This is a genomic window from Chryseobacterium sp. SORGH_AS_0447, assembly GCF_030818695.1.
In the GTDB taxonomy this organism is placed as follows: domain Bacteria; phylum Bacteroidota; class Bacteroidia; order Flavobacteriales; family Weeksellaceae; genus Chryseobacterium.
Map to the genome: position 1 here is coordinate 255,085 of NZ_JAUTAR010000001.1, position 24,885 is coordinate 279,969.

General features: G+C 40.2%; 26 protein-coding genes and 2 tRNA genes. 20 read left to right on the forward strand and 8 right to left on the reverse strand.

Translation table 11 applies throughout. From position 1 onward, the window contains the following. Window positions 1-24: 24 nt before the first annotated feature. Complete coding sequence (locus QE422_RS01160) at window positions 25-1,557, reverse strand: helicase HerA-like domain-containing protein (protein WP_307454494.1); 1,533 nt, start codon at window positions 1,555-1,557, stop codon at window positions 25-27. 420 nt (window positions 1,558-1,977) lie between these two features. Between QE422_RS01160 and QE422_RS01165 the strand changes: the two genes are divergently transcribed. The 6 genes from QE422_RS01165 to QE422_RS01190 all read left to right on the forward strand — a co-directional run bounded on the left by QE422_RS01165 (window position 1,978) and on the right by QE422_RS01190 (window position 7,134). Next, window positions 1,978-2,586, forward strand: a complete 609-nt coding sequence (locus QE422_RS01165; RefSeq protein WP_307454496.1) for a hypothetical protein — start codon at window positions 1,978-1,980, stop codon at window positions 2,584-2,586. 11 nt (window positions 2,587-2,597) lie between these two features. Then, on the forward strand, window positions 2,598-3,239 hold the full coding sequence (locus QE422_RS01170) for a hypothetical protein (protein ID WP_307454498.1): 642 nt from the start codon (window positions 2,598-2,600) through the stop codon (window positions 3,237-3,239). A gap of 12 nt (window positions 3,240-3,251) precedes the next feature. Further along, window positions 3,252-3,899 carry a hypothetical protein gene (locus tag QE422_RS01175; RefSeq protein WP_307454499.1) on the forward strand — a complete coding sequence of 216 codons (648 nt, stop codon included), beginning with the start codon at window positions 3,252-3,254 and terminating at the stop codon, window positions 3,897-3,899. A 203-nt stretch (window positions 3,900-4,102) separates the two neighbouring features. After that, a complete protein-coding gene (locus tag QE422_RS01180; protein ID WP_307454501.1) occupies window positions 4,103-5,155 on the forward strand; it encodes a hypothetical protein in 1,053 nt (350 codons plus the stop codon). A gap of 115 nt (window positions 5,156-5,270) precedes the next feature. After that, window positions 5,271-6,680, forward strand: a complete 1,410-nt coding sequence (locus tag QE422_RS01185; protein WP_307454502.1) for a rhodanese-like domain-containing protein — start codon at window positions 5,271-5,273, stop codon at window positions 6,678-6,680. Between the two features lie 154 nt (window positions 6,681-6,834). Further along, window positions 6,835-7,134: a co-chaperone YbbN gene (locus QE422_RS01190; protein ID WP_307454503.1), complete on the forward strand. Its 300-nt coding sequence runs from the start codon at window positions 6,835-6,837 to the stop codon at window positions 7,132-7,134. 51 nt (window positions 7,135-7,185) lie between these two features. On the opposite strand, the gene QE422_RS01195 is transcribed toward QE422_RS01190, so the two are convergent. Further along, window positions 7,186-7,938, reverse strand: coding sequence for an amidohydrolase (locus QE422_RS01195; RefSeq protein WP_307454505.1), 753 nt, complete (start codon window positions 7,936-7,938; stop codon window positions 7,186-7,188). Window positions 7,939-8,067: 129 nt separating this feature from the next. Here QE422_RS01195 and QE422_RS01200 point away from each other — a divergent pair, with 129 nt between their 5' ends. The 5 genes from QE422_RS01200 to QE422_RS01220 all read left to right on the forward strand — a co-directional run bounded on the left by QE422_RS01200 (window position 8,068) and on the right by QE422_RS01220 (window position 11,118). Continuing rightward, complete coding sequence (locus QE422_RS01200; protein ID WP_307454506.1) at window positions 8,068-8,508, forward strand: DUF6646 family protein; 441 nt, start codon at window positions 8,068-8,070, stop codon at window positions 8,506-8,508. Window positions 8,509-8,612: 104 nt separating this feature from the next. Further along, a complete protein-coding gene (gene rseP / locus QE422_RS01205) occupies window positions 8,613-9,962 on the forward strand; it encodes an RIP metalloprotease RseP (RefSeq protein WP_307454507.1) in 1,350 nt (449 codons plus the stop codon). A 78-nt stretch (window positions 9,963-10,040) separates the two neighbouring features. After that, a tRNA-Asn gene (locus QE422_RS01210) sits at window positions 10,041-10,117 on the forward strand. Between the two features lie 193 nt (window positions 10,118-10,310). Further along, window positions 10,311-10,387: transfer RNA gene (locus QE422_RS01215), tRNA-Asn, on the forward strand. 101 nt (window positions 10,388-10,488) lie between these two features. Next, the gene (locus QE422_RS01220; protein WP_307454509.1) at window positions 10,489-11,118 is read left to right on the forward strand and encodes an SOS response-associated peptidase family protein; all 630 of its coding nucleotides are present in this window, start codon (window positions 10,489-10,491) and stop codon (window positions 11,116-11,118) included. A 32-nt stretch (window positions 11,119-11,150) separates the two neighbouring features. Here QE422_RS01220 and QE422_RS01225 read toward each other — a convergent pair whose 3' ends face one another. Then, entirely contained in the window at window positions 11,151-11,390 is a 240-nt protein-coding gene (locus tag QE422_RS01225) for a hypothetical protein (protein WP_307454511.1), read from the reverse strand. Window positions 11,391-11,639: 249 nt separating this feature from the next. Here QE422_RS01225 and QE422_RS01230 point away from each other — a divergent pair, with 249 nt between their 5' ends. Continuing rightward, window positions 11,640-14,165: a DUF5686 family protein gene (locus QE422_RS01230; protein WP_307454513.1), complete on the forward strand. Its 2,526-nt coding sequence runs from the start codon at window positions 11,640-11,642 to the stop codon at window positions 14,163-14,165. A 108-nt stretch (window positions 14,166-14,273) separates the two neighbouring features. Here the strand turns inward: QE422_RS01230 and QE422_RS01235 are convergent, their stop codons facing one another. From QE422_RS01235 to rplU, 3 genes are all read right to left on the reverse strand, one after another. Then, window positions 14,274-14,441, reverse strand: a complete 168-nt coding sequence (locus QE422_RS01235) for a bacteriocin (protein WP_307454515.1) — start codon at window positions 14,439-14,441, stop codon at window positions 14,274-14,276. Between the two features lie 192 nt (window positions 14,442-14,633). Beyond that, window positions 14,634-14,891 (reverse strand): 50S ribosomal protein L27, encoded by a 258-nt coding sequence (gene rpmA / locus QE422_RS01240; RefSeq protein ID WP_100076262.1) that lies wholly within the window; start codon window positions 14,889-14,891, stop codon window positions 14,634-14,636. Window positions 14,892-14,919: 28 nt separating this feature from the next. Continuing rightward, window positions 14,920-15,309, reverse strand: a complete 390-nt coding sequence (rplU, locus tag QE422_RS01245; RefSeq protein WP_307454517.1) for a 50S ribosomal protein L21 — start codon at window positions 15,307-15,309, stop codon at window positions 14,920-14,922. A gap of 179 nt (window positions 15,310-15,488) precedes the next feature. On the opposite strand from rplU, the gene QE422_RS01250 reads away from it, so the two are divergent. Further along, window positions 15,489-16,376: a metalloprotease gene (locus QE422_RS01250; RefSeq protein WP_307454520.1), complete on the forward strand. Its 888-nt coding sequence runs from the start codon at window positions 15,489-15,491 to the stop codon at window positions 16,374-16,376. Window positions 16,377-16,489: 113 nt separating this feature from the next. Beyond that, entirely contained in the window at window positions 16,490-17,581 is a 1,092-nt protein-coding gene (locus QE422_RS01255) for an acyltransferase family protein (RefSeq protein ID WP_307454522.1), read from the forward strand. On the opposite strand, the gene QE422_RS01260 is transcribed toward QE422_RS01255, so the two are convergent. Then, on the reverse strand, window positions 17,578-17,820 hold the full coding sequence (locus QE422_RS01260; RefSeq protein ID WP_307454523.1) for a hypothetical protein: 243 nt from the start codon (window positions 17,818-17,820) through the stop codon (window positions 17,578-17,580). The genes QE422_RS01255 and QE422_RS01260 overlap by 4 nt on opposite strands. A gap of 157 nt (window positions 17,821-17,977) precedes the next feature. Between QE422_RS01260 and QE422_RS01265 the strand changes: the two genes are divergently transcribed. The 4 genes from QE422_RS01265 to QE422_RS01280 all read left to right on the forward strand — a co-directional run bounded on the left by QE422_RS01265 (window position 17,978) and on the right by QE422_RS01280 (window position 21,605). Then, the gene (locus tag QE422_RS01265; RefSeq protein WP_307454525.1) at window positions 17,978-18,559 is read left to right on the forward strand and encodes a tRNA-(ms[2]io[6]A)-hydroxylase; all 582 of its coding nucleotides are present in this window, start codon (window positions 17,978-17,980) and stop codon (window positions 18,557-18,559) included. Window positions 18,560-18,569: 10 nt separating this feature from the next. Then, on the forward strand, window positions 18,570-19,187 hold the full coding sequence (locus QE422_RS01270) for a DUF502 domain-containing protein (protein WP_307454526.1): 618 nt from the start codon (window positions 18,570-18,572) through the stop codon (window positions 19,185-19,187). A gap of 173 nt (window positions 19,188-19,360) precedes the next feature. Further along, window positions 19,361-20,446 carry an NAD(P)/FAD-dependent oxidoreductase gene (locus QE422_RS01275; protein ID WP_307454528.1) on the forward strand — a complete coding sequence of 362 codons (1,086 nt, stop codon included), beginning with the start codon at window positions 19,361-19,363 and terminating at the stop codon, window positions 20,444-20,446. 1 nt (window position 20,447) lies between these two features. Beyond that, a complete protein-coding gene (locus tag QE422_RS01280) occupies window positions 20,448-21,605 on the forward strand; it encodes a pyridoxal phosphate-dependent aminotransferase (RefSeq protein ID WP_307454529.1) in 1,158 nt (385 codons plus the stop codon). A gap of 175 nt (window positions 21,606-21,780) precedes the next feature. On the opposite strand, the gene QE422_RS01285 is transcribed toward QE422_RS01280, so the two are convergent. Then, entirely contained in the window at window positions 21,781-23,001 is a 1,221-nt protein-coding gene (locus tag QE422_RS01285) for a PQQ-dependent sugar dehydrogenase (protein WP_307454531.1), read from the reverse strand. Between the two features lie 109 nt (window positions 23,002-23,110). On the opposite strand from QE422_RS01285, the gene QE422_RS01290 reads away from it, so the two are divergent. After that, a complete protein-coding gene (locus QE422_RS01290) occupies window positions 23,111-23,485 on the forward strand; it encodes a BlaI/MecI/CopY family transcriptional regulator (RefSeq protein WP_307454534.1) in 375 nt (124 codons plus the stop codon). Continuing rightward, on the forward strand, window positions 23,482-24,882 hold the full coding sequence (locus QE422_RS01295; RefSeq protein WP_307454536.1) for a M56 family metallopeptidase: 1,401 nt from the start codon (window positions 23,482-23,484) through the stop codon (window positions 24,880-24,882). Before QE422_RS01290 ends, QE422_RS01295 begins: the two co-directional genes overlap by 4 nt. The last annotated feature ends 3 nt before the right edge of the window (window positions 24,883-24,885 follow it).

The following is a 24,885-nucleotide window of genomic DNA, read 5'->3' on the forward strand; positions in this document are numbered from 1 at the left end:
ATCCTGCTAAAATAGTAAAAATATTTATCTTCTCCTTCCTCCCAGGCCCAGCATTCCCAAAATCGCTTTCGCCCCTTCCCGCATCAGCGTGCTTGTAAATGTTCTGCCAGCTTTACTTTGCAGAATTTGCTCAAACATGCCCGGTTCTTCTTTTACCGGCTTGGTTTTCTGATTGCGGGTGGCTTCCGCTTCCTGTGAAGCCTGCTCCATTCTCTTGACCAGCATTTCGTAAGCCGATTCGTTATCGACAACTTTCTCATATTTAGCGACTAAAGCCGACCTATTGGTTAATTGGGTAATTTCCGCATCATTCAGGACATCCATTCTTGATTCCGGGGAAATCAGGTAAGTATGCACCAACGGGGTCGGAATTCCTTTTTCATCCAGTGCCGTTACAAATGCTTCCCCGATTCCAAGGTTCTGGATTAAGGTAGAGGCATCGTAAAAATCCGTCGTCGGGTAATTTTCCACCGCTTTCGAAATTTCCTTTTTGTCTTTTGCCGTAAACCCTCTCAGCGCATGCTGGATTTTCAACCCCAGCTGGGAAAGAACGGACTCCGGAACATCTCCCGGAATCTGGGTAATGAAATAGATCCCTACTCCTTTTGAACGGATCAGCTTTACCATCGTTTCAATCTGGGAAACCAATGCTTTGGAAGATTCGTCGAATATAAGATGGGCTTCGTCTATAAATAAAACCAGCTTCGGTTTCCCGCTGTCACCTTCTTCCGGAAACGTCATATAAATTTCTGCAAAAAGAGACAGCATAAAGGTGGAAAACAATTGAGGCTTGCTCTGAATATCTGCCACACGCAGAATATTCACTACCCCTTTTCCGTCCCTTGCCTGCAGCAGATCGTGAACATCAAAGCTCAGCTCTCCGAAGAAACCTGAAGCCCCCTGCTGCTCCAACGCCACAATAGATCGCAAGATCGCTCCGAGTGAAGCCGATGCAATAGAACCATAGTTGGAAGATAACTCTGCTTTTCCCTGAGGATTCTCTGTAACGTATTGAAGGACTTTTTTCAGGTCATTCAGATCAATTAAAGGAAGACCTTTATCATCACAGTATTTAAATACAATCGACATGATGCTCTGCTGCGTTTCATTCAATTGTAAAATTTTACTTAAAAGGACAGGGCCGAATTCCGTAACCGTAGCCCTGAGCTTTACTCCTCTTTCACCGGAAATCGTCATCAATTCTACCGGAAAAGCCTGTGGCTGATAAGGAAGCTGTGTTTTCGTATATCTTTCCTGAATAGCCGTATTCTCCGTTCCTGCTTCTGCAATTCCGGAAAAGTCACCCTTAATATCCAGCACCAGAGACGGGATTCCCTGATGAGATAACTGCTCTGCAAAAACCTGCAACGTTTTGGTTTTACCCGTTCCCGTAGCGCCTGCAATAAGGCCGTGACGGTTTATGGTTTTCAGAGGAATGGTAACATTTACTTCTGGCACCACTTCCCCATCCAGCATTCCCTTTCCTAATATAATATGATCTCCTTTTGGAGTGTATTTCGCATTCAGTTCTTCGATAAATTGTGTTTTGTCTGTCATTTGATCTTTTTGTATGATAAATATAAAAGTTTTTATAAAAATATTAAGTAGTGAAAACAGTATTATTGCCAGGGATGGCAGCTAAAGTATCTAAAACATGTAAAAAGCATTTATAAAATACAGCTGAAACGATGGGTCTACGGCAAGAAAGCACATGACTTTTATCAGAAAAAAAATAAAAAAACCTTTTTTTTGCTATGAGATTTTTATGCGAAAAAATGGCTTATTATAAAAAAAATAAGCATTTAGGGATTATAAGCATTAATAGAAATGGACTTTACAGCAAAAAAACGAAAAAAAGTTAGAGTTAATATCAAAAACGGGTGATATAACAACCCTAATACATTCATATTTAACCATTTGGAATTTTACAAAAAAGAAGTATCTTTGTGCCCATAAAAATTAATTATCCAAACTTAGATGAAAAAAACACTATTTCTTGCGATTTTATCCATCTGTAGCTTTTCGTTTGCTCAAGTAGGGAATGTAGGGATCAATACAAAGACTCCGCGAGTGAAGCTTGACGTTGCCGGAACTTATAAGTCCAGTAAGATTATGACCGGCAGTAATTCGATACCGGCTATTACTTCAGTAGAAAAGGACCGTTATCTGCTGCTTAGCCACAGCGTTTCCGACAATACCGTGAAAAAAATCAATCCGGGCCAGGCAAATGCTCCTGGAATTGCCAGTATCGTTACGTATTCCTTTACTAATGTGCAAGGTGACTGGGTGGAAAATTTCAATACCAAGATCAATTCTAATGATTACTCCCTTATGGTACTGTCTGCCTATTTTGACCGTGATCTTTATGGAGGAAACATTGCGATCCCTTCTTACGGAGTGAAAAGCGTAAACAACGAATGGCAGATCTATGCAGATTATTCGCAGGTGGCTCCTCAATCAAACGGGGTGTGGACCATTGTATGTGCGGTTTATCCTAAAACGTATGTAAAAATCTTCTCCGAACACGGACCTTTTAACCTTAATGGCACAACAACAGGATCAGACAGTGTACCGATTCTTCCATAAAAATAAATACTATGAAAAAGAATTTCTTATTTATCATCTCCTTATTATTTTCAGGTTTAAGCTTCGCTCAGGTCGGCATCGGAACACAGACTCCTACTGAAAAACTTCAGGTAGCCGGAAGTATGGCTATTGGACAATCCGTAACCATCGACCCGACGGCTTATGTTAATAACCCATCAGGTTTTACTATTTTAGGAACCGATCCTTTATCCAATACCGTAGGTGGAGAAGTACTTTCTGTAGAAACCCTCTACACTCCGCTTATTGTACAACCCTACTCAGTAAGCAATATTTATAGGGACGACCTTAATGATGTAAATCTTAATATTCCTACGGATAAATACTTTATTACCATCGCGAATTTTGAAGCCATTCCGTCAGCAGGAAACAACGGAATCTATTCGCCTATCGCCAACCCGGAATCCAATACCAACAGAGGACATTTTATTATTAGGGTTTTTGAATCCGGACAGAACTGGCATGTGAACATCGGCTATCCTACGCTTGATACCCAGAACACGACCGATCGATATACCTATAATTTCGATATTATTATCTATTCAAAAAGATTTTATAAAAATCTGGGAACCATTAACGTTGACTTCAACGGATCTAATAATGCATCCGCTACTGCAGCACCAAGTGGAATCTAAAACCATATCGTCATGAAAAATATTTTATCTATACTAGCCTTTATATGCAACTCCCTGATACTCACTGCCCAGATAAACGGAGTGGGAATCGGAACCAACACCCCAACACACACCCTGGAAGTTAACGGAAATACCAAACTCAGCGGAAATCTTTATTTCGAAGATCCGGGTACCTATACCGGCAATTCCGCAGGTTCCTATTTCCTGGTGAGGGATAACAGCGACAACGTAATTAAAAGATACGTACCCGCCACTTCAGAATTCAGCGCCATCAACAGTACGGTTTATTTTCTTACTAACGTTAGCACGAGCGGTGTAACCAATTTTGATACCGGGATCCCGGCAAGCAAATATTATGTAGTGATCGGAGGATTTATTGTAAGAGGGCCGAATAACAATTCCAATATCGTCATTACACGTCCCAATAATTCGGGGAATTATGTTCCTCAATATTCTACAAGGTCATTTATAGAAAACGGGACCTGGAGAATCAAATTTACGCCAAACAATTCGCGTGTTTTTGACGTTGCTCCTGAGATCCGTCTCAGCATCAGCGCTTACCGTAGAGATATGTTGACAACAATCAATAATCAGATCAGTTATGACATGAATGCCGTAACCAATGGTGTAGCCTCTATACCGGCTCCGGTATTGCCTTAACTCATTACGCAAATATTTAAAAATACAGCATCGGGATCCTCGGATTTCCGATGCTTTTTTTTAGCTTTTCTGAAAGGAGAATAATTTATCATATTTACATGTGGAAAAATAATACGCTCTTAAATATAATTTTGCCCAATTTATTTATTTGGTTTGTCTTTTTATAAATACTTTTGCTGAAGTAACTATTTTTTACACCAACCATGAAAAATTACCTATCCCTGATTATTTGCCTTATTTCTGCTTTTGCTTTGTGCCAGAAAAAAAGCCAGCCCACTGAGCTAAAAATAAAAGGAGATTATACCCACCCCGCTACAAAAACGGTTCTTCCCGAACTGTGGTCAGGTTTTCAGAGACAGGCTGTCGTTTCTTATAATGCAGCCGGTACCAACGTGGGAATTAGTTATATCCAGCAATCTTCGAAGAAAAACAAAACCGTTCTTACCCTTTATATTTATCCTAAAAAATACATCGACAATCAGATGCTGAGGGATGAATTTTATTCTTACGGTTATGCCCTGAACCAGAACTCCAATACCAATGTAAAGATCAAACCGTCTTTCGGAACGCTTTCCGGTGACAGTCTGAAGGTAAGCTATATTTATTCGGTTTTCAAAAATGCACTGGGGCAGCAGGATTTTTTCAACGGGGTGAAATATGTTAATAAGAATTCGCTCCTTTCCATTTACGAATGTGGTGGTTGGACTTTCAAGATAAGAGCCTCCAGCGACGATATGACTCCTGAACAATTAAAAGAACTGAAGGATAAAGCCGAAAATTACTTTGGGGTCTTACAGATTGCTTCCGTGAAGACGCTCCCTATTACTAAAGTTCCGGACATCGTATTGTCGGCTTCTGTAAAAAGAGATTCGATGATGGTACATGCCATTTCCGAAGCAGCAAAAGCCAAAATTGTTTATCTTTCTAAAAATCTGGATAAAAAAGAAGTACTCACCGGTTTTCATGATACGAAAATAGATTCCGAAGTGTATGCGCTTGAAAAAATGCTTGAATATTATCAGGTCCATGAAAAAGACTGGCAGCTGCACCCCGATACCAAAAAATATTTTGATGAAATGATGAGAATCGCCCGGAACGGCAGATTGAAAGACCACATTTACGAAATGTATCACGGTCTTGTAGATTATCCGACTGATGAAAAGGGAACGGCAGACTATATTCAGTTTAAAATAGACAAGAATATTTCCGAAGATACCAATGAAATTTTCTACAAAATTTTCTACAACCTCGAATAGCAGAGCTTTATAGATTTATTCTATCAATATCCATTTTTTATTTTTGATGGTATTAAAAAAATAAATCCGATTTTTGTATTTCAAATAAGAAACATTAAACGGATACAATCACAGAATGAAAGTCGAACAAATATACACAGGATGCCTGGCTCAGGGTGCGTACTATATCGTATCCGAAAATGAGGCAGCGATTATCGATCCGCTCCGGGAAGTAAAACCTTACCTGGACCGGCTGGAAAAAGACAATGTAACTCTAAAATATATCTTTGAAACCCATTTCCATGCAGATTTTGTCTCAGGACACCTGGATCTGAGTAAAAAAACGGGAGCGCCAATTATCTACGGACCAACGGCACAGCCTGAATTTGAAGCCATTATTGCAGAAGACCACCAGATTTTTGAAATCGGAAAAGTAAAGATAAAAGTTCTTCATACTCCCGGCCATACCATGGAAAGCACAACGTATCTGCTTATCGACGAAAACGGTACCGAAACGGCTATTTTTACGGGAGATACTTTATTTTTAGGAGATGTTGGAAGGCCTGATCTTGCCCAGAAGGCAGGAACGCTTACACAGGAAGATCTTGCAGGGATTTTATACGACAGCCTGCAGACGAAAATCATGCCTTTGGACGACAGCATTACAGTATATCCGGCGCACGGTGCAGGATCAGCCTGCGGGAAAAATATGCAGAAAGAGACTGTCGACCTTCTGGGTAACCAAAAAAGAACGAATTATGCATTAAACCAACCGGATAAAGAATCTTTCGTACGTGAAGTGCTGGATGGCTTAACAGCTCCTCCAAAATATTTCGGAATGAATGTGGCTCTGAACAAAGGTGGTTACGAAAGCCTCGATACCGTAATGGACAAAGGGCTTACCCCAATACCGGCAGAAGATTTCGAAGCTTATGCCGAAGAAACGGGAGCATTGATTTTAGATACCAGAAATCCCGGAGAATTCTATAAAGGTTTTATTCCAAACTCGATCAACATCGGCCTGAAGGGTGATTTCGCACCTTGGGTAGGGACTTTAGTTGTTGATGTAAAGCACCCGCTGTTACTGATCGTTGACGAAGGAACCGAAGAAGAAGCCATTACAAGGCTAAGCCGTGTCGGTTTCGATCATGTACTGGGCTACCTGAAAGGTGGTTTCGAAGCCTGGAAAAACAGCGGCCATGAAACGGATGAGGTAAACAGAATCTCTCCGGAAGAATTTGCAGAACAGTTTACGGAACACTCGAAAGTAATCGATGTGCGCAAAATTTCGGAATACGCTGCGGAACATATCGATAATGCTTACAACAAGCCGTTGGATACCATCAGCGATTGGGTAAAAACCATTGATGATGCCGAACATTTCTTCCTTCACTGTGCAGGAGGCTACCGGAGCATGATTGCCGCAAGTATCCTCAATTCACACGGGATCAGGAATTTCACGGAAATAGAAGGCGGTTTCGGTGCCATAAAAAAAACAGAAAACTTTCCGACCTCAGATTTTATCTGCCAGTCGAAAGTGATCTGAAAAATGGAATTATTTTTGTAATGATTGCCATGCATAACAAATTTATCGCACTTTAGTTTATAAAGAAAATATTTAAAACATGATATCCTTTCTCAGGATTATTTTAAGTGATTTAAATCTTATAAACTAAAGTGTTTTTTTATAAAACTATAGTATGTCACAAAAATTTCAGGAAATTATCGATTCCGAAAGGCCGGTCCTGATTGATTTCTTTGCTACCTGGTGCCAGCCGTGCAAAGTACAGTCTTCCGTCCTGAATACGGTAAAGGAAAACGTAGGCGAAGATGCCAGAATCATTAAAGTAGATGTGGATCAGTATCCTGCACTGGCCAATCAGTACGGTGTACGAGGCGTTCCAACGCTGGCCATCTTCAAAAAGGGAGAAATACTGTGGAAAGAAAGCGGTGTTCATGACGTAAATACTCTGACGCAGCTTTTAAAACAGTATGCTTAAATAAGATTGAGGTTAAGGTTGAGATATTTTAGCCTTAACCTCAATCTATATCTATAATTCGATTGAAAAAGAATCCCGGTCATTTAGAAACCGGAAATGGCTTCTGAATTCTTTAAGCTCTTCCAGATTTAATTCTGCCGTAACGAGATTGCCATTCTTTTGGGCGATTTCCGTTCCGTCTGCAAAAAAACAATGGGAACTTTCCCGATACAAAAGGTCATTTCCATCTGTCCCGATCCGGTTTAACCCAAATACAAAAGACAGATTCTCGATCGCTCTGGCTTTCAGCAGATGTTCCCAGGCGCCTACTCTTTTCTCGGGCCAGTTGGCTACATACAAAACCGCATCGTAATCGTCATTATTTCTTGCGAAAACCGGAAAACGGAGATCGTAACAAACCTGCAACAATATTCTGAATCCTTTATAATTCACGATCACCCTTTCTTTTCCGGGGCTGTATACTTTATCCTCTCCTGAAAAGGAAAACAAATGTCTTTTATCGTAAAAATCAACATGCAAATCCGGATGGACAAAATACATTCTGTTGTAGAAGCCCCCATTATCTTCTACTGAAGCGCTTCCACAAAAAGCCGCATTTTTCTCTTTCGCCATCCTTTTCAGAAATTCCAGCGATTCCAGATTACGGTCGGAAACTTCCGAAGCATCCATGCAGAAGCCCGTTGAAAACATCTCCGGAAGCAGGAACAGGTCGGCCTCCTGATGCTCCAGTTCTTTCTCAATATGCTGAAAGTTTTCCGCTTTATTTTTCCAGACAATATCCAGATTCAATCCTGTAATCTTCATAAACTTTGTTAAAAACTTCCATAAAAATACGATTTTTCAATGATTTCGGTTTTATTTTTGTTGCGGATGTTTTGCTGTAAATCGGCATCTCGTCTTTTAACCGAATAATAACAATTAAAAAATAAATTTATGAAGAAACTGTTTTTTATGCTGATGCTGATTTTTGCCGGTGCTGTGGCAAATGCGCAGGCCTGGACGGGAAAAGGGGATCAGAAAATCAATGCCGGACTCAGTGCCTGGGGATATGGAACAGGACTTGCCGGAACATATGATTATGGATTGAACGGGCTGATTTCCGTAGGTGCCGGGCTGAACGTTTATTTCGACAATTACAAGGACAATGATGATGAGAACAGGGTTTTTGCATTCGGAAGGGTAAACTTCCACCTGAAAGACGCCTTGCAGCTGCCTGAAAAGCTGGATATCTATCCGGGCGTCGATGTGGGAGTGGTAGGAAGAAATTTCGGTCTTGGAGCACATATCGGCGCCAGATACTTCTTCACCGAAAGAATCGGCGTTTTCGCCGAAGTCGGTAACAATGGCAGTCTCGGTGTTTCCATTAATCTATAATCAATCATGACTTTATATGACAAAGCTTCCCATTTCGGGAGGCTTTTTTATTTGGCATAGTTTTGAGAATTGTTACCTTTGCAAATTAAACATACAAAGCATTAATGGAAATAGCAATTAAACTGTTTCAATTTATATTGAGCATTTCTATCCTGGTCATCCTTCACGAACTTGGGCATTTCATACCCGCAAAATGGTTCAAGACCAAAGTTGAAAAATTCTATCTTTTCTTCGATCCCTGGTTTTCTCTGGTAAAGAAAAAAGTAGGTGAAACCGAGTACGGAATCGGCTGGCTTCCTTTCGGAGGATATGTAAAGATCGCCGGGATGGTGGATGAGAGCATGGATACCGAACAATTGAAACAGCCTGCACAGCCTTGGGAATTCAGGGCAAAACCGGCATGGCAGAGACTGATCATTATGCTGGGAGGGGTTACGGTAAACTTTTTCCTGGCCTGGATCATCTACAGCTGCCTTTCTTTTTTTAATGGAGAAGTATATGCCGACCTTACGAAATTCAACGATGGGATCGGAGTTACGGAAGCAGGACGAAAAATGGGATTCCAGAATGGTGACAAAATCGTTAGTATCGACGGGAAACCTGCCGAAAGACTGGATAATGCATCCATTAACATCCTTTTAGGCGATCAAGTAACGGTACTCAGAAACGGAAAAGAAATTACCTTCCCGATAGACAAAGACGGCGTTGCCGATGTTCTGAAACAAAAAGAAGCTAAATTATACATCACTTCGAGATTCCCAATGATCATCGATTCCCTGGCAAGTCCGGCATCCAAAGCTTCAGGACTGGCCAAAGGTGATAAGGTGATTGCAGTAAATGGAAAACCGACCCCTTTCTTTGACGAAGTAAGCACGGCATTGTCTGAGAATAAAGGAAAGACTATTGCTATCGAAGTTTTGCGAAACGGGAAGCAGGAAACCATCAACGCAGCTGTTGATAAAGACGGTAAACTGGGAGTAGCGATAAACCAGAAAGCAATGGCCAATGTAATTACCGACAAAAAATATTCTTTCGGCGAAGCGATTCCGAGAGGTTTCGAAAGAACTATCGAAGCTTTAACCATGCAGGTAAAGCAGTTTAAAATCATGTTCAACTCGAAAATCCAGGGATACAAAAATGTTGGCGGACCGATTGCTATCGTTAAAAACATGCCTGTTGACAGAGCTGCAGACGGTGGTATTTCGATCAACTGGGCGGCATTCTGGAGCTTTACGGCAATGTTCTCTGTATGGCTAGCATTCCTAAATCTTATTCCGATTCCGGGGCTTGACGGCGGCCATGTCCTTTTCACTTTATATGAGATAATTGTTGGAAAGCCTGTTCCTCAGAAGGTGCTGGAAAATGCACAGATGATCGGTGTTATCTTCCTGTTGGGTCTGATGCTGCTTATTTTCGGAAGCGATATTTTCAAGATTTTCGCAGGGAAATTATAATATTTAAATTTTTTAATAAAATATTTGCAGGGTATAAATATTCGTCCTATATTTGCACCACTTAAAAACAAAGGACATTCCTCCTTAGCTCAGTTGGTTAGAGCATCTGACTGTTAATCAGAGGGTCGCTGGTTCGAGCCCAGCAGGAGGAGCCAAAAAAGACTTACAGCAATGTAGGTCTTTTTTTATGGTTAAAATTAAATATTTTTCAGAAATTTAATTAACTGATAGAGAATAAAATAAGCTATAACTCCCGATGAATACAGGAAAAATATCAATATTTTAAAATAAAAATTTGTGTAATCGTAATATTCATATTATATTTGCACCACTCCAATGAAGGAACATTCCTCCTTAGCTCAGTTGGTTAGAGCATCTGACTGTTAATCAGAGGGTCGCTGGTTCGAGCCCAGCAGGAGGAGCCAAGAAAGACTTACAGCAATGTAGGTCTTTTTTCTTTAGGTACCCCACTGTCGGTATTAGGTCTTGGTTTGCATGTATTTTGCACCACTTTGTAAAATTTTATATGTGCTATAACTTCAACAATAAAAAAGTCAGTCTCAAGAAGGCAGTAGAGGATCTTGAGGCCGAAGGATATGAAGAGGAGAATTTTGTACTGAACGGCAGCATCAACGCATTTACCCGGCAAACTGCTCCCACGATTCCCGCCATCGTCAATTACAACGGAATTGTACTGATGAATACCTTCTGGGGCGTTAAAGAAAACCCCGATGCTCCTACTAAAGGTAAAAACCTGCAATCCGAAAATACCCATACCTATTATCGTAAAATTGAGAAGAACAGATGCCTGATCCCGGCTTCCTCCTATTTCGAGCATAAAAGCATTTATCTTCCGGGCAGGAAAACCCCGGTAAAAGCAAAGCATGAGATGTTCTGGAAGGACAAAGCCCAGTTTTACATCGCCGGTTATTTCGATATTTATGCAGACGGCAATTTAGGATTTGGGCTGGTGACGACACTTCCGAATCCGGTACAGGCAGAAATTCACGACCGGATGATCATTACCCTTGATGCGAAAACAGGAAGGGAATTCCTGGAACAGGAGCCGATTGAAAAATTCCAGTTCCCGAATTATTCGCCGGATCTCGAATACATCAACCTGGAACCCGAAAAAATCCCGAACACTTTGTTTTAAAAATTAAAAGCCCTCTTGAAAGGGCTTTATCATTATAACAGGAATGGTGAGGAAGAAGATGAATCTGAGGCTGTATGAACCGTAATGAGGCTGTTCTTCAGCAATAACGCAGGAAACATGGTGCCGGAACCTTCTTTTTCGTAGTAAACTCCTTTTATATTAAGGTCATCCGTTATCGCTTCGATAATTTCCGCATGTATTTTTTTGAAATACTCTTCGTTGTCAAATTCCAAAGTTGTTTTTTCAATCGGGGTCTTGATTTCTATTTTCATAATATTTAAAGTTTGTAATTTCAGTGGTGACGGCACTCCTTTCTGCCCTGTTGCCGAACTGAATGATGCAAAATATAAGCCTTCTTTTTCAATTTATATAAACAGCCATAAACAGGCTATCGAATAATGCCCTTATTTCCTTACATTTGCAGTTTTGTATTTACATCATATTAAATGCAAATTATTATTAATTCGGTATAATAAAATCTGCATACTTTTTGTTTATGCCATAGCTTGAAGAAACAATAAATGTTAATTAACACCTCCAGATATTACCCTCTCTTTTTTTTACTGTTTTTTACCGGATGGGTTTATGCACAAAACACAGCCAGCGGAAGAATTGTTGACGGAAAAACCAACAAACAGATCAGCAGCGTGGATATCTTTATCAACGAAAGCGACAAGCCTTCCTTAACGACCACTTCGGGAAATTTTACAGTACAGTCCGACACAGTTATTTACAAATTAAAATTTTTACGGAAAAACTATTCTTTAGAAACGGTAGAGGTTACTCCTGACAACGCAGCAGATATTCTTGTGAAGCTTGGACAGGAAAAAGTAAGCAGCATCCAGGAAGTCGTTATCCATAACGAAAAGCCGAAATACAAAAACAAAAAGGAAAATCCTGCGTATGCCATTATGCAGAAAGTCTGGGAAAGAAAAAGAAACAACGGGCTGGATAAATTTGATACTTATACGTACAAAGAATACGAGAAAATTCAGTTCGATGCCAATAATCTCGACAGCGCATTCATGAAGCGGAAGATTTTCAACAAGCTTGAATTTATTTTCGATTATAAAGATTCTACGGCAAGCGGGAAATTGGCACTACCGGTATTTCTTAACGAGGCGGTCTATGAAAATTACGGAGAGAACAGGCCTGCAAAAAGAACCAAAAAGCTTTTGGTTGCCCAGAAAACTTCCGGGTTCCAGGATAACCAAATCATTACTTTAACGGCTAAAAATCTTTACCGGGATATCAATATTTACGACAATACGCTGAATTACTTTGACATCGGGTTTCCAAGCCCGGTTGGGGAAACAGGCTTCAGTACTTATGATTACAATCTGATCGATACCATTTCGATCCGTGGGGAAGAAGCGTATAAAATCAGGTACCAGCCCAAAAGAACGGAAGTTCTCGCGTTTCAGGGCTACCTTTATATTGACACCGACAGCTATGCAGTTTTGGGGGCAACCTTAAAATCTACTCAAAAGATTAACGTCAATTTCATCAACGGTATTTCGACAGAATTGGAATATGACAATCCTGATGAAAACACGTTTTTACCCCGGAAAGTTATTACGGAAATCGAAATGACTCCTTTTTCCAAAAAGAAAACTGCTAAAAGTATTGTTGCCAAACGTACCGTCGATTATTCAGAATACCAGTTCAACAAACCTCTGGAAGATAAAATTTTTAAAAGGCAAGAAGAGGAATATAATGACAGTTTTGTGGATAAAGACGAGGCCTATTGGGTAAAGGCCAGGCCGGATTCTTTATCGAAAAGCGAACAGGGCGTGTACGAAATGCTTGATAAGCTTCAGCAGACCCCGAAATTCAACAGGATTGTCAAGCTCTATGAGACACTGGCTTCAGGATATTATCATGTGGGGAAAAGCATCGATTTAGGCCCTATTTTTTCTGTTTACGGAAAGAATGAAGTGGAAGGCGACCGGATCAGGATCGGAGCAAGAACCTACTTTACCCGAAATGACCCTTGGAGACTTCAGTTTTACACCGCGTACGGCTTTAAAGACCAGCAGGTAAAATACGGTGCCGAAGCACGGTATATGTTCAACAGGGTGAACCGTTTTACCATCGGTGCAGGGACGAGAAGAGACATCCTTCAGCTTGGGGTTCAGCTAACGAACGACGACGGAATTATGGCCAGGACTTTTGCCTCTTCCACCATTTTTGCGAGAGGTGAAAACGCTTCTTTAAGCTCCGTGAATCAAACCAACCTATTTACTTCCATCGAGCCTTGGAAAAACTTCCAGATCAGGCTGGATGGCACCATGCAAAGCATTAAATCTGCCAACCCATCCGGTTTTAATCTGATGTATTATAAAAATGGAGACCTGAGAAAAACGACCAATGATTCTCATTTTACCTTAAGCCTTATTGCAAGACCGGGCGCTAAATTCTCACAAACCGGATTAGACCGGACTGAACACGGCACTCTGGCACCAACCATCGTATTAAAATATACCAAAGGAGTCGAAGGACTATTTGGATCGGATTTCAATTATAACAAACTGCAGTTTTTATTCTATAAACCGATCCTGATCGGAAGCTGGGGTAAATTATTACTGAATTTCGAAGCCGGGAAAAATTTCGATACTGTTCCGCTGGCCCTGCAAAACGTAATACCAGGGAACCAATCCTACAGTTTGGCTCAGAATACTTTTGCACAGCTGAACTATTATGAATTCGTAGCAGATACGTATACTACGCTTCATCTGGAACATCATTTCAATGGAAAGATCCTTTCGTTCATTCCTTTGATCAAAAAACTTAAATTACGAGAAATTGCCTTTATCAGAGGAGCTTACGGAACATTGAGTGATGCTTCAAAGGCCATTAATGTAGAAGGATTCAAATATTCTGCACCCAGCGAACATATCTATTACGAATACGGATTCGGGATTGAAAACATCGGATTCGGAAATCTCCGGATTTTCAGGGTAGACTTTAACTGGCGGGGAAATTATCTGGACAGGCCGGATATATCAACCTTCGGCGTAAAAGCAGGGTTCCAGGTTAATTTTTAAAATATAAACTCCTTCGCTTTGAAGGAGTTTTTTATTCTGATATACTATTTTCATTTTATAAGAGGCCTCAATGATAAGGCTGAGATATATAATGAATAGTGAAATATTTTAGCAGTTACAAGGCATCTCATCAAGAACCGCATTAAGGCAATGTTGCTTTTGCCATGCAGACCACGTACACCATTCTGTACACCAAGAAGCTGGTGTAGGACATTTTTCAGATCCACCAGCAATTGTTTTCAATTCTTTCTTTGTTAATTTTTTCAGATTTTTCATAATATTTGTTTTAATTTGCTGCCTACTCTATGTACTTTTCGGCTTCCGCAGTTTATTAGCTATTTGATAATTCCAAATATAAATATATTTCCCTATAAAATGATTAATTATAAAAACTTTAACTTTCAGGAATTTTGAGCACAAAAAAACCTCAGCAATTGCTGAGGTTTTGATTTTTATAAAACGCTGAAATTATGCGTTTGCTTCTACAGATACAAAAGATCTGTTGTTTGCTTTCTTTCTGAAAACTACTTTACCGTCTACCAAAGCGAACAAAGTGTGGTCTTTACCGATACCCACGTTTGCACCTGGGTGGTGTTGTGTACCTCTTTGTCTAACGATGATGTTTCCGGCAATAGCCTCCTGACCACCGAAAATCTTTACTCCTAATCTTTTGGAGTGAGATTCTCTACCGTTCTTGGAACTACCAACTCCTTTCTTATGTGCCATTTTATTTTAAGGTTTTTTGGTTCTACAATTATTCTGCGCTTTCAGCTGCTTCAGCGTCAGCTTTTTTAGTTGTCTTTTTAGCAGGCTTTTCTGCTTTCTGAGCTCCTTCAAATCCTGTAATACCAGTAATCTGAATCTGAGTTAAAGATTGTCTGTGACCGTTTTTCACTTTGTAACCTTTTCTTCTTTTCTTTTTGAAAACGATTACTTTATCAGCTTTTACGTGGTCTAGGATCTCTGCTTCTACAGTGATTCCGCTTACAGCTGGGGCGCCTACCGTGATTGCTCCGTTTACAGTAAGAAGTACTTTATCGAAAGATACTTTACCTCCTTTGTCTCCTGCTAAACGGTTTACAAACAGCTTTTGGTCTTGCTCAACTTTGTATTGAAGCCCTGCTATTTCTACAATTGCAAACATTGTTTATAAGATTTTTAGTTATTTCGAGGTGCAAATATAAGAAATATTTTCTAATCCACTCAAATTCAACCCAATCTTTTTTAAAATAAAAATTTAACTATGTTTTGAATAATTTATCACAATAAAGTGATATGTTGTTGCGTTTAAATTAATAACTTCGTCAAACAAAATATTTATATATGAAAAGAAACTTCTCTTTCCCGATTCTATTGGGAGTTATCGCTGCACTCTCCTTATCAGCATGTAACGACGACACTATGGACACTCCCGTACAGCCAGAACAGCAGACGGAGAACCTGAAAATCGACCAGCCCAACGCCTTGGAAAAAGTCTGTTATTACGTAGACCAGTACTGGAGCTCCTCTTCTGTGTTACTGACTTCACTGCAAAATTCCACGGATACGAACTTTATGAATTCCCAGATGACGAAAATTGCAAGCATGTGGGGCAGAAGCAACCCATCGCTGAGATTCGTGAACGATCCGTCAAATTATAATTCGACCTATAATGCGATTTCGTATTCTACCGGAAAAATCTATTATGGCTACGCGATCTATTATGATGCAAAATCAAAAGGCGGAGATATTGTAAATGCCATGATTCTTGCCCATGAATACGGGCATCAGCTGCAATATATCTTCGGACTTCCTTCCGTAACTGAATCTACGGCAAGACCGAATGAGCTGGAAGCTGACGGATTTGCAGGATATTACCTGAGAAGACCGAACGGCTATAACCAAACCAGTTTCACACAGATTGCTGCAGCCTACGAATTTGCCCAGAGCATCGGCGACTATCAGACCAACAGCGCCGGGCACCACGGTACACCGCCACAAAGAAGATCGGCTGTCCGTTTAGGATTCTTATTAGGCCAATATGATCTTACGGCATCCGCATTCGACTATAACTTCTTCTATTATTATCAAGGCGTTCTTAACGGAACCTATAAAATGGCGAAAAATTCAAAGTACCCTGAACTTGATGCCTATATGAAACCGTATCTGGATGAAATTAAAAAACTTCAGACCGGCGAAATTTCTGCTGAAGAATTTAAAAACCTAAAGTAATCATCATTTTTGAAATATCTTTTCTTGAGAGGCAGGGCATTGTTCCTGTCTCTTTTTCTTTATCCTGAAAATTCGTAAAGTTTATTTACTTTTGAGACATCATATTTGCATCCATGAACAGAGATCTCTACATCGACTTCGCCAAAGGACTGGCAACTCTTTCCATCATCTTTATCCATACGGCATTCTGGTCGGGACAGTTTTATATTCTTCCTGAAGTAAGGGTATTTTCTCTGGTTTTTGATGTTGCCTTATTTTATGCGCTAAGTGGAATTACTTCAGGAGCAAATATTGAAAAGACGTTATACCGGTTACTCAAACTGCAGATCACTTATATGATTTTTGTGACGTTGCTCTTCTTTATGGATTACTTCTTTAAAGTTTTCGGGCTTACATTTTTTTCGCTAGAATGGTTGCAGAATTTCTACTCGACTTTTGGGTCCAAATATGCGACCACAAGCATTTCTGCAGTTCCGCAATGGGAAAACCTGGGCAACTGGTATCTCCACCAGTACACCAATGCAGATACGTTTCCAGTAGTAATGGGCAGTTTCTGGTACCTGAAGGTTTATTATATCCTAACTGTTTTCGGGGTTTTAATCCTAAGATTTTTTCCGAAGCATATTTATTGGTTTATAGGGCTGTGTGCTGCGTTAACTTTATTATTTAATATTTTCCCGGAAATCTATCCTTCGGGACAGGTGGGATATGTAACTTTTTATATGATGGTTTTTTTGATAGGAAACAGAATGAAAGGAAAAAAAATCCCCGCCCGCGTTATTCCTGTTTTATACGGAATTGTTGCGGCCGCTTTGGTCGGGATGTTTTCATATTACGGAAACGATGTCTTTTTTAAGATCAACAAAAATAAATTTCCGCCCCAGACGCCTTACATCATCTGGACTTTATTTTCTCTTGTAACACTTTTTGTATTTTATAACAGATTAAAGGTCACAAAAGAAAATTTTGTGACCTATATCGGCAGAAATGCCATATTTTTTTATTTTGCGCAAGGCATCAGTTCATCCCTGGTTTACTTTCTTGTAGTTCCGCTGAAAGAATATATGCTCTGGTGGGTGCTGATGATTTTAATTTATGTAATCAACGTCATCTTGGCATTTATCATTGCAGCCGGATTAAAAAAAGTGGATGAAGTGGGCTGGAAGGCTCTGGAATTTCTCAGGAGAAAAACAGCTGCTGATTAAGCTCTGGTTCTTCCGCTTCTCGCGATTAATGCAATAATAATGATTAAAAGAATAGCTCCACCGATAATATACATCGGATCTGTGTACCACTCTGTAGTTGTAGTTGTTTTTTGTTCTGTTGTTACCGTTCCGCCTCCTGTAGAAGTAGTTTCCTGAGCAAAAGCTAAAACGGAGGTACCCATGGTGAAGATCATTAATAATAATGCATTCATTTTTGATCTGAAGTTGATTGTGTTCATAACTGGTATTTTTTAGTGATTTTTTAAGTACTAACAAAAAAAATACCATCTCAATAAAATATTATGATTACAAATCAATTTTTATTGAAAAATTTTAAGCTTAAATAAAACTTTAATCGTATTGCAAATTATTTTAATTTTACACAAAATTTAAAACATGTTTAAGTTGAAACTTCCTACCGACCCGAGGTGGGCAAATATTGCGGAAGGAAACATTGAAGAAATTTTAACAGATCACGCATGGTGCGAGCAGAAAGCCGCTACCAACGCGATCGGGCTGATCACCATGCTGCCGGAATATCCGGAAATCGTAACGGAACTTCTTGCCATTGCACAGGAGGAGCTGGAACATTTCGGACAGGTGCACGAGATCATTAAAAAAAGAGGATACACTTTCGGACGTACCCGAAAGGACGATTATGTAAACGAGCTGGTAAACTTTATCCAGAAAGGAGGCAACAGGGACGACCTGATTGTCGATAAAATGCTTTTTGCAGCGATGATTGAAGCCAGAAGCTGCGAACGATTCAAAGTGCTGACTGAAAACATCAAAGACGAGGAGCTTAAAGTATTCTACAGGGAATTGATGATCTCGGAAGCCAACCATTATACGACTTTTATCGGTTTTGCCCGACAGCTCGGCGATGAGCAGAAAGTGAATGCCCGATGGGAAGAATGGCTGGAATACGAGGCAAAAGTCATCCAGTCTTACGGGAAAGGCGAAACCATCCACGGATAACATTATTACATTGAAAAAGCTGACGTTTGAAAATATTGCCAATTTTTTCCTGAAAAACTTCTTTCAGGGATTAGTGATCATCGGTCCGATCGGACTGACGATCTTTGTGATATGGTATATCGTAACGTCTATAGACAACATTATCCCTTCCGTAGCAAGGGAAATTCCAGGACTGGTTTTCATCTCTACCATCTTAATTACAGCGCTGCTGGGATTTTTAGGCAATAAATTCGTGGTCGGAAAATTCTTTTTCGATTCCATGGACCGCCTGCTGGAGAAAACACCTGGGGTAAAGCATATTTACACACCTACCAAAGACGTTATGTCTTCCTTTGTGGGCGACAAAAAGAAATTTAACGATCCGGTCTGGGTAAAAACCAACGAAAACCCTGAGATCTGGAGAATCGGCTTTTTAACCCAAAAAGAAATGGCCGACGTAGAAAAGCACAATTATGTAGCGGTTTATCTTCCGCATTCTTACGCGATTTCCGGCTGGGTAATCGTTACCGAAGAAAAAAACATCAAACCCGTAGTCGGAATGACGGCAGCTTCTGCCATGAAATTTGCCGTGAGCGGCGGTGTGGCAGGCTTCCACTCCGATGACAATATTTTCAAGGCACCGGAATAGGTGCTTGTACAGATAATATCGTCCTGATATTATCCTTTTTCGTTTTTACTTATTTTGGCTAAAAGCCATTCCTTTTTCATTAAAATCAATGTAACAGGTCTTATTTTTCGCAGTTAAAACATTTTTAATGAAAAATTACCTGCCTCAACAAACAAAAACAACAACCAATAAAGATGGGCAAAGCTGCAATCATTGGCGCCGGCGTATCCGGACTGAGCATGGCAAATTATTTGGAAAAAAATAATATCGACTATCACCTCTACGAAAGAAGAACTCCAAACGATCTGAAAGGACACGGATTTATCCTTCCTAAAGAAGGCATTGAATTTCTTTCCGAAATCATCAATATCGACGACTTGTATGCAAAAGGAAGTTTCCTGAAAAAATACATCCACTACAACCAATCCGGAGACATCATCTCCGAAAAAGAGCTGGATAATGTATTTGTTGTTTCCAGAAGTGCACTGATTGAAATTCTCGCCAAAGGCGTTCCGGCAGATAAAATATCGTACAATTCCACTGTTGCACTGAATGGCTTTAACAATGGGAAGGCTGAAATCACCCTCGACGGCAACCAAGCGCTGGATGCAGATATCGTTATTGCCTCAGACGGATCAAGAAGCCGTTTAAGAAGAACGATTTTTCAGGACGAAACCATGAAAGCCGTTCTCGAAAACGAGGTGGTAAACATCATTGAAAACGAAGCGCTGGCCAGTGAAATCGAAAGCAACTTCCTGAAATTCCACCATGAAGACGGAGGCCTTACTTTTGGGGTTCTAAAGCTTTCTTCTTCAAAAATCCTTTGGTATTGCCAGTTCGACATTACGAAATATTTTATTAACGAGGATTATACACCGGACTGCATCAGGCAGTTTATGCTGGATACATTCGGGGACTGGAATCCGCTGATCTCCTCTATTATTGAAGGTTCAAGCTATGACAATGCCCATATATGGCGTGTTTATGAACTGGAAAAGCTGAATCCTTTCCATCATCAGAATATCGTGTTCATCGGCGATGCTGCTCACCCTCTGATTCCTTTCACCAGCCAGGGCGTTACTTCTGCATTAAAAGATTCTTTTACTTTAACGAACTTATTGACTAAGCAAAACGATCTTGAGGAAACGTTCAGACAGTACGAAGAAGAGAGAAGACCTGAAATCGACATTCACATCGCCAACGGAAGAGCTTTGCTGGAACAGTTCCTTTTACCGCTTCACGAACAACCGAAAAACACATTACCAATCTCATACAAATAAGATGTTTACAAATAAAGATATCAATTTCGAAGCCTTGAAAAGAAAAGCCTATAACGGAAGATGGGCTACCCTTGAGGACGGCATCATCCCTTTGACAGCCGCAGATCCCGATTTCAGAATGTCGGAAGAAATAGAAAACGGAATTATTGAATACATTAAAGACGGCTACCTGAGCTATGGCCCGTTCTCCGGCATCCCTGAATTCAAAAAGAGTGTCGCAGAACATTTTAACGTTGAAAAAAAGGGAAGCTTTACCCCAGCCAATGTTTTAGCCGTAAACAGCGCCGCCCAGGGAATGTTCCTGATTGCCAAATACGTCCTGAATCCCGGAGATGAAGCCATTATATTCGATCCCGTGGATTTCCTCTTCAAAAAAACCGTCGAAGCCGTTGGCGGAAACATCAGGTTATGTGCCGTAGATTCCCGAACAGGCGATATCGATTTTGATATGCTGATTTCGCTGATCTCACCGAAAACAAAAATGATCAGCATCTGCAATCCGCATAATCCGGTGGGAAGAGTATATTCTAAAGAAATTCTAAAGAAGATTTCCGAAATTGCCGCTGCCCACGACCTTTGGGTGATGAGCGATGAGATCTGGAGCGATATTGTGTATGACAAAAGGGAATTCAATACTTATTCTTCAGTTTCTAAGGAAGCCAGAAAGAAAAGCTTTACGGTATTCGGGTTTTCAAAATCTTTTGGTATTGCAGGCCTTAGAATCGGTGCCGTTCTGTGCAACGATCAGGAATTGTTGGATGACTTTACTGAGAAATCACAATTTAACTCTACCATTGAAGGGGTGTCTACCCTATCACAAATTGCGGCAAGTGTTGCGATTGACCGGGCTAAACCGTGGTTCAACGATTTTCTTACCCATTTGCAGCACAACAGGGATCTGGCGCACAGCATGCTGAGCAATTCAGGGATCTTAACGCCTAATCTTCCGGAAGCAACCTTCGTGATTTTCCCGAAAATTGAAAACGGGATGTCGAGTGACGAACTTACCCAGCACGTTTTAAAAGAAGGAAAAGTAGCCATTGTTCCTGGCTCGGAAAGATGGTTTGGAAAAGGTGCGGAAGGACATATCCGGATCTGCTTCTCCACTTCCCAGGAAATCCTGACGGAAGGTTTAAATAGATTGATTAATAGCTTTTAAATCAAAATCTGATAAAATAATTCCGGGCAAAATTTTTGTTTTGTCCGGAATTATTATTTACTGATTGCATTATTCTTCTTAATAGTTGGCAAAAAATTTCATGATATTTAAGACCGCCAGTTCTGTTATTAACCGGAGAAACTTCCAGCCCCCAGCTTCCATCTTCCAGCCTTACCTATTTTTTCGAAATTTTATACAGCTTTCCGCTGTCAGTCACAGCGTACAAACTGCCGTCGCTGCCATTCAGAACATCGCGGAATCTTTCATTTTCATCTTCTAAAAGACGTTCTTCGCCAACCACTTTATTGTCTTTCATTACAATCCGGTTGATGTGTTCCCCACTCAAACAGCCGATCATCAGGTTGCCTTTCCATTCCTCTATATTTCCGGTATAGAAAGTAACACCACTGGGAGAAATCACAGGATCCCAATAGTAAACAGGCTGCTCCGTTCCCGGTTTTTTTGTGGTTCCATTATTTATTTTCTCACCGGAATATTCAATACCATAGGTTACATCGCCCCAACCATAATTTTTTCCCGGCTTGATCAGGTTGATCTCATCACCGCCTTTGGGTCCCATTTCCACATCCCAGAGCGTTCCGTTCGGATCGATGGCCATTCCCTGCGGATTCCGGATGCCGTATGCATAAATTTCAGGTTTAAATCCTGCTTTCCCGATGAAAGGATTTCCCGGTGCAGGTTTACCGTCTTTGGTTATCTTTAAAATCTTTCCTAAATAGTTATCTGTTCTCTGGGCATAGATCCTCGTCTGTTTATCGGATCTTTCACCTGTACTTACAAACAGGTTTCCGTCTTTATCAAACGCCAGCCGGCTGCCGTAATGCTTGTCGCCGTCATATGTTGGAGTAGCCCGGAAAATAACCTGAACTCCTGAAATAGTCTTTAGATCAGGAGAAAGTGTTCCTTTGCCTACGGCGGTATGGTTTCCTTTTTCGTAAGGCTCCGAAAAGCTGAAGTAGATCATATTATTGGTTCTGAAATCAGGATCTAAAGCAACATCAAGCATGCCGCCCTGCCCTTTTGTATCGACTTTCGGGAAACCTTCGATTTTCGAAATCTGTTTTCCGTCGACGGAAACCACATTGATGTATCCTCTTTTATCCGTAATCAAAAACCGTCCGTCAGGCAGATTGATGATTCCCCAGGGCTTTCCAAGCTCTTTACTCAGGATCTCTACTTGATACGGCGTTGAGGTTTTCACCGCTTTTATACGGGTCTGTCCGGCAAAGGCCGGTTTATATTCCGGGGAATTCGGCTCTTTCGTTTCTACGCTGCCGTCTTTTCCCAGCTTTTGAGCATTTAGTTTGTTGTCTTTACAGGAAGATAAAATCAGGACTAAACTGAATGCAGAAATGTAAAATTTATGGAAATTCATACAATTAGATTTGATGGTTCCCGTAATGGATGGAAAAATAATGCCATAAAAATTTGGCAGTTCAGAATTTTATTCTACATTTGTAGAACAAAATATTAACATGTAGAATATGAAAGAAATAAAACTTACCGATTCCGAAAAAGACCTCATGGATATTCTTTGGGAAAAAGAAAAAGCATTCATGAAAGATATTCTGGAATCTTATCCCGAGCCGAAACCGGCGACCACCACCATTGCCACGCTGCTGAAAAGAATGCAGAACAAAGATTTTGTCGGCTATAAATTATATGGAAATTCCCGCGAATACTTTCCGAAAATCGAGAAAGGGGAATATTTCAAAGAAGAAATGTCTTCCATGATTGACCGTTTTTTCAACAGTTCCGTCACCCAGTTTGCTTCATTTTTTACCTCGAATGCAAAGTTTTCCCAGAAACAGCTGAAAGAACTCCGTGAAATTATCGACCGTCAAATTGATGAAAAATGATAATCCTTTTTAAAATTATACTGTGCTCTACCCTGCTGATTGCGTTTTACTATTATTTTTTGCAGAAGGAAAAAATGTATAGGTTCAACAGGATCTATCTGTTATTTTCGCTGTTGTTTTCCTGTACGGTTCCTTTTATTTCGATCAGTACGGAATCGCCGAAACCGACAAATCGTCTACAGACCGCCTTCGAGAGCACCCAGCAGATTCTGGATCTTACGCCCGTGCAGAATGATTTCAACCTTGTTAATTTGATCTGGATAATCTATGGAATCATAACCTTTATATTTTTAAGCAGAATAATTGCTTCGTTTCTGAAAATCAATAATTTGAAAGGCGAAAAGATTATTTATCAAAATCGGGAACTTCTGGTAACGGAGAAAAATATTCCGCCTTTCAGTTTTTGGAATACAATCTATCTGGGGAGAAGTTATTTCACTGATCAGCAAATGGACGACAGGATTTTTCTGCACGAAAAAAGCCACCTGGAACAAAAACACAGCATTGATCTTATGATGGTTGAAATCGTAAAAGCTTTCACCTGGTTCAATCCCGCAGTTTATTTTTATAAAAAAGCCATTCGGATCAATCACGAATTCCTGGCCGATGAATCGGTCTTAAAGAATCATTTTAACGTAAAAGACTATCAGAATTTAATACTGGATGAAATCATTTCCAGTCAAGATTATAACCTTACGCATACATTCAATTTTAACAACACCAAAAAACGATTTATTATGATGAACACCAAAAAGTCCAAATGGGCCCCAGTGAAAAAAGCCATCAGTATTCCTGCTTTGCTGATTGCTTTCGGATTATTTGCTGAAAAAACCTATGCCCACCCGATTGAAAAGATGATTCAGGAAGCCCGGGAAAAAATTTCAGGCAATGATCTCAGTCCGGCAGTACGAACTCAGGAAAACAACAGTCCAGAAGCCACAAAATACGATATTCCTGAAGCACCTGAAATTCCTAAAGAATTAATCGGAAATATCACCGAAGAAAAAAAGATTCAGGATACCATCCGGCCTCAGGAAGGTAAAAACACAAATCTAAATCAGGAAACGGTGTCCAATTCAACAAATGATCCTACACAGCTTCCGCAATTTCCGGGCGGAATGAATGAACTGAGAAACAAAGTTGCAAAATTATTCGAGGGCTCCAGACTGGAAGCTAAAAAACCGAAAGGATTATCAAGAGCCGATATTATGTTTACCGTAAACGAAGTTGGAAATGTAGTGGATGTAAAAGTCGCAGGAAATAATGAGTCTTTTAATAATGAAGCATTGATCTCATTTAAAAAAGCCAATGAAAATGTCACTTGGAAGCCTGCTGAAAAAGATGGAAGACCTGTAAATTACGCCATGCGACTGCCATTAACCATGTCATTTGAATAAACA

Excerpts from the sequence above, each read along its gene's own strand:
- QE422_RS01160 (WP_307454494.1), bottom strand. The coding sequence starts at position 1,557 with ATGACAGACAAAACACAATTTATCGAAGAACTGAATGCGAAATACACT.
- QE422_RS01165 (WP_307454496.1), top strand. The coding sequence starts at position 1,978 with ATGAAAAAAACACTATTTCTTGCGATTTTATCCATCTGTAGCTTTTCG.
- QE422_RS01170 (WP_307454498.1), top strand. The coding sequence starts at position 2,598 with ATGAAAAAGAATTTCTTATTTATCATCTCCTTATTATTTTCAGGTTTA.
- QE422_RS01175 (WP_307454499.1), top strand. The coding sequence starts at position 3,252 with ATGAAAAATATTTTATCTATACTAGCCTTTATATGCAACTCCCTGATA.
- QE422_RS01180 (WP_307454501.1), top strand. The coding sequence starts at position 4,103 with ATGAAAAATTACCTATCCCTGATTATTTGCCTTATTTCTGCTTTTGCT.
- QE422_RS01185 (WP_307454502.1), top strand. The coding sequence starts at position 5,271 with ATGAAAGTCGAACAAATATACACAGGATGCCTGGCTCAGGGTGCGTAC.
- QE422_RS01190 (WP_307454503.1), top strand. The coding sequence starts at position 6,835 with ATGTCACAAAAATTTCAGGAAATTATCGATTCCGAAAGGCCGGTCCTG.
- QE422_RS01195 (WP_307454505.1), bottom strand. The coding sequence starts at position 7,938 with ATGAAGATTACAGGATTGAATCTGGATATTGTCTGGAAAAATAAAGCG.
- QE422_RS01200 (WP_307454506.1), top strand. The coding sequence starts at position 8,068 with ATGAAGAAACTGTTTTTTATGCTGATGCTGATTTTTGCCGGTGCTGTG.
- rseP (WP_307454507.1), top strand. The coding sequence starts at position 8,613 with ATGGAAATAGCAATTAAACTGTTTCAATTTATATTGAGCATTTCTATC.
- QE422_RS01220 (WP_307454509.1), top strand. The coding sequence starts at position 10,489 with ATGTGCTATAACTTCAACAATAAAAAAGTCAGTCTCAAGAAGGCAGTA.
- QE422_RS01225 (WP_307454511.1), bottom strand. The coding sequence starts at position 11,390 with ATGAAAATAGAAATCAAGACCCCGATTGAAAAAACAACTTTGGAATTT.
- QE422_RS01230 (WP_307454513.1), top strand. The coding sequence starts at position 11,640 with ATGTTAATTAACACCTCCAGATATTACCCTCTCTTTTTTTTACTGTTT.
- QE422_RS01235 (WP_307454515.1), bottom strand. The coding sequence starts at position 14,441 with ATGAAAAATCTGAAAAAATTAACAAAGAAAGAATTGAAAACAATTGCT.
- rpmA (WP_100076262.1), bottom strand. The coding sequence starts at position 14,891 with ATGGCACATAAGAAAGGAGTTGGTAGTTCCAAGAACGGTAGAGAATCT.
- rplU (WP_307454517.1), bottom strand. The coding sequence starts at position 15,309 with ATGTTTGCAATTGTAGAAATAGCAGGGCTTCAATACAAAGTTGAGCAA.
- QE422_RS01250 (WP_307454520.1), top strand. The coding sequence starts at position 15,489 with ATGAAAAGAAACTTCTCTTTCCCGATTCTATTGGGAGTTATCGCTGCA.
- QE422_RS01255 (WP_307454522.1), top strand. The coding sequence starts at position 16,490 with ATGAACAGAGATCTCTACATCGACTTCGCCAAAGGACTGGCAACTCTT.
- QE422_RS01260 (WP_307454523.1), bottom strand. The coding sequence starts at position 17,820 with ATGAACACAATCAACTTCAGATCAAAAATGAATGCATTATTATTAATG.
- QE422_RS01265 (WP_307454525.1), top strand. The coding sequence starts at position 17,978 with ATGTTTAAGTTGAAACTTCCTACCGACCCGAGGTGGGCAAATATTGCG.
- QE422_RS01275 (WP_307454528.1), top strand. The coding sequence starts at position 19,361 with ATGGGCAAAGCTGCAATCATTGGCGCCGGCGTATCCGGACTGAGCATG.
- QE422_RS01280 (WP_307454529.1), top strand. The coding sequence starts at position 20,448 with ATGTTTACAAATAAAGATATCAATTTCGAAGCCTTGAAAAGAAAAGCC.
- QE422_RS01285 (WP_307454531.1), bottom strand. The coding sequence starts at position 23,001 with ATGAATTTCCATAAATTTTACATTTCTGCATTCAGTTTAGTCCTGATT.
- QE422_RS01290 (WP_307454534.1), top strand. The coding sequence starts at position 23,111 with ATGAAAGAAATAAAACTTACCGATTCCGAAAAAGACCTCATGGATATT.
- QE422_RS01295 (WP_307454536.1), top strand. The coding sequence starts at position 23,482 with ATGATAATCCTTTTTAAAATTATACTGTGCTCTACCCTGCTGATTGCG.